Raw genomic sequence first — 3,517 nt, 5'->3', positions numbered from 1 at the left:
CCTGGGTGGCCGCCAACCCTCCCGTCCTGATGCAGCTCTATGACCCGGAGGGCGGCTTCATCGTCCGTTCGATGGGGGCGTTCGCCTCGAACTATGTCGAGGTGATGAGCACCCCGATGCGGATCTGGGTGCTGAAGGCCGACCGCTGACCCGGCTCAGCCATCGGCGGCGATCTTTTCGAGCTTGCAGCTGCCCGGCGCCGGGATGGCGTAGCCGAGGCTGTACCAGCGCCTCCGCGCCGCGTCGTCGGCCAGCGCCAGCACTTCCGCCACGACCCGCCCGAGCGGCAGCGAAACGATGGCGCGCTGGCGGTTGGCCTCGACCTGGTCGAGCGCCGCCATCACCGCGGCATTGTCGTCGAGCTCGCCGATCCCGGCGGTGATCGCCCACATGGCGGCATAGCAGGCGCCCTGCAGATCGATCTGTCGTTCGAGTTCCGCCGCCGCGTCGGCCTCGCCGCGCGACCTGAGGGCGGTGAGATCGGTGAATACGCCCAGCGTCCACTGCACGTGGTGCCCGTAGGCCTCGGCGACGAGGTGCGCCAGCGCGAAGTCGGCCCCGAGCGGGAAGCGCTGCCTGAGCCGTTCATAGGCGCCGGTATCGACATAGACCGTCCGGTTGTCGGGGCAATAGAACACCGTCAGGTCCTTGCCGGCCATGCCGCAGCCGAACTGCGAACTGTCGGGCATCACCGACAGGCTGATCTGCGGCCAGCGCAGCGCCGTCTGCCAGAACATCCGACGCCACATCAGCTCGGCCTCCCCCGCCACCACGGGTGGATAGGCGGCGAGCTGCGCGGGCGTCGCGGAGGCAGCCGGAACCCCGGTGATCGAGGTCGGCGGCGGTGGCGGCGACACCTGCCCGCTGATCAGCGTGATCGGGTTGACCCCCGCCAGCATGACGACGACCAGCCCCACCGCGGCCAGGCCGGACCACCCGAAGCGCCTGACATGCGGCGCCAGCGCCGGCGGGATCAGCTGCATCTCGGTCTCCCCTTCCGCCGGCTAGATCGCGCCGGCAAACGTGTCGCACTGGCCGACATCGCCGGTGCTCATGCCCCGCTTCAACCACCGCTTGCGCTGCTCGGAGCTGCCATGCGTGAAGTTGCGCTCGGTCACCTGGCCGCGCGTCAGGGTGTCGTCGCCGATGGCATTGGCCGCGTTGATGGCCTCCTCGACATCGCCCTGTTCGAGGTAGTTCTGCTGCCTGGCAAAGTTGGCCCAGACGCCGGCATAGCAATCCGCCTGCAGCTCGACCCGCACCGAATAGGCGTTCTGCTCGGCCTGGCTCATCGAGCCGCGCAGCCGGTTGAACTCGGGCAGCACGCCGGTGAGGTTCTGCACGTGATGCCCGATCTCGTGGGCGATGACGTAGGCCTGCGCGAAATCGCCCGGCGCGCCGAACTGCCGCCTCAGCTGCTCGTAGAAGCTGAGATCGATATACACCTTCTGGTCGTCGGGGCAGTAGAACGGCCCGGAATTGGCGTCGGCAACGCCGCACCCGGACTGCGTCCGCCCGGTGAACAGCACCACCTTGGGCGGGGTGTAGCTTGCGTTGTTCTGGCGGAAAACCTCGCCCCACAGGTCCTCGGTGTCCTTGACCACGACGCCGACGAACTCGGCCAGCTGATCCTCGCTGGCATTGCTGGCCGGCGGCGCCCACTGGCTGGTGCCCGGCGACGAAGTCCCCGCGCCGCCATTGGTCAGCACGTCGATGGGGTTGACCCCCAGCATCCACAGCACCCCGAAGATGACGATGACCGCGACGATGCCCACGCCGCCGCCGGCCGCGCGCCCCGTCGGGATTCGGCGCCCCCCGATCGGCGGGAAGCCCCCGCCGAATCCCCCACCGAGGCCGCCGCCGGGCGTGCTGCCGCGGCTGCGCCGATCCTCGATGTTCGAACTGCGTTCGCGTCCCTGCCACTTCATTGCGCAACTCCCGGCTCGGCACACTGCTTGTAGCGCTAGTGGCCCGCCCACCGCAAATTTGACCGGATGGTCCGGAAGCGCCAATGTGTGACGCCGCCGTCATTGCAGCGTCACCTCGAGGCGGCATCTGAGGCCACCCGTCACCCCGCGACCGCGAACCCCGGCTGGGCGATTCCGCTGCCGCCGTGACGCCCTTCAAGGTTGCAGGAGACGTCAATGAGCTACACTTACTCGATTTCCCGTCGTGCCTTCCTCGCCGGAACCGCAGGTGTCGGCGCCGCCATCGTGCTCCACCCGTTCGCGGTGCAGGCGGCCGCCGGGCAGGCGCATCTGCGCATCATGGAGACCACCGACCTGCACGTCGCGGTGTTTCCCTACGATTACTACGCCGACGCCGCCAACGACACGCTCGGCCTCGCCCGCACCGCCGCGCTGATCGATTCGATCCGGGCCGAGGCCGGCAATTCGCTGCTGGTCGACAATGGCGACGTCATCCAGGGCAACCCGATGGGCGACTACATCGCCTACGAAAAGGGCCTGAGCGACGCGGCGCACCCGGTCATCGCCGCCATGAACACGCTCGGCTACGAGGTGGGTACGCTCGGCAACCACGAGTTCAACTACGGGCTCGAGTTCCTCGACGCCGCCCTCGCCGGGGCGAACTTCCCGATCGTCTCGGCCAACCTGGTCAAGGGCGAGCTCGCCGCCGACCCGCTGGCCGACGCCACCTACATCAAGCCCTACGTCATCATCGACAAGCAACTGACCGACGGCGCCGGCGCCGGCCACACCATCCGGCTCGGCTTCATCGGCTTCCTGCCGCCGCAGATCATGACCTGGGACTCGACCCACCTCGCCGGCAAGGTCAATACCCGCGACATCGTCGCGACCGCCGCGGCCTATGTGCCGAAGATGAAGGCCGAGGGCGCCGACCTGATCATCGCGCTCTCCCACTCCGGCATCGCGGCCGAAATCGGCATCGGCGAGAACGCCTCGCTGCAACTCGCCGGCATCGAGGGCATCGACGTGGTCTTCACCGGCCACCAGCACCTGGTCTTCCCCAATTCCAAGGACTTCGAGGGCGTCGCCGGCGCCGACACCGCCGCCGGCACGCTCAACGGCAAGCCGGCGGTAATGGCCGGGTTCTGGGGCTCGCACATGGGCCTGATCGACCTGCTGCTCGAGAAGGCCGATGACGGCACCTGGTCGATCGTGTCGCACACCGCCGAGGCCCGCCCGATCTACGAGCGCGTCGACGGCAAGGTGAAGCCGCTGGTCGAGAGCGTCGGGACCGTGCTCGCCGCGGCCCAGGCCGACCACGACGAGACCCTCGCCTATGTCCGCCGCGCCGTCGGCGAGACCGCCGCGCCGCTGCACTCCTACTTCGCCCTGGTCGCCGACGACCCGAGCGTGCAGATCGTCAACATCGCGCAGAGATGGTACCTCACGCAGATGCAGAAAGGCACGTCCTGGGACGGACTGCCGATCCTGTCGGCGGCGGCCCCGTTCAAGGCCGGCGGCCGCGGTGGCCCGGACTACTACACCGACGTGCCGGTCGGCCCGGTGGCGATCAAGAACGTCGCCGACCT

The 3,517-nt window shown here is 68.8% G+C and carries 3 protein-coding genes; 1 reads left to right on the top strand and 2 read right to left on the bottom strand.

All coding sequences use genetic code 11. The features are described 5' to 3' along the window. Window positions 1-155: 155 nt before the first annotated feature. Together ACE3TU_RS20385 and ACE3TU_RS20380 are read right to left on the bottom strand one after the other, a co-directional pair. A complete protein-coding gene (locus ACE3TU_RS20385) occupies window positions 156-983 on the bottom strand; it encodes a neutral zinc metallopeptidase (RefSeq protein ID WP_374627585.1) in 828 nt (275 codons plus the stop codon). Window positions 984-1,004: 21 nt separating this feature from the next. Next, entirely contained in the window at window positions 1,005-1,928 is a 924-nt protein-coding gene (locus tag ACE3TU_RS20380) for a neutral zinc metallopeptidase (RefSeq protein WP_374627583.1), read from the bottom strand. 216 nt (window positions 1,929-2,144) lie between these two features. Between ACE3TU_RS20380 and ACE3TU_RS20375 the strand changes: the two genes are divergently transcribed. After that, on the top strand, window positions 2,145-3,517 hold a 1,373-nt coding region (locus tag ACE3TU_RS20375), incomplete at its 3' end, for a bifunctional 2',3'-cyclic-nucleotide 2'-phosphodiesterase/3'-nucleotidase (RefSeq protein WP_374627581.1).

Origin of the sequence: Devosia sp. (genome assembly GCF_041917035.1) — a bacterium.
Classification (GTDB): Bacteria; Pseudomonadota; Alphaproteobacteria; order Rhizobiales; family Devosiaceae; genus Devosia_A.
The sequence above is the reverse complement of the archived record's forward strand: the minus strand, read 5'-3'. Positions and strand labels throughout refer to the sequence as shown.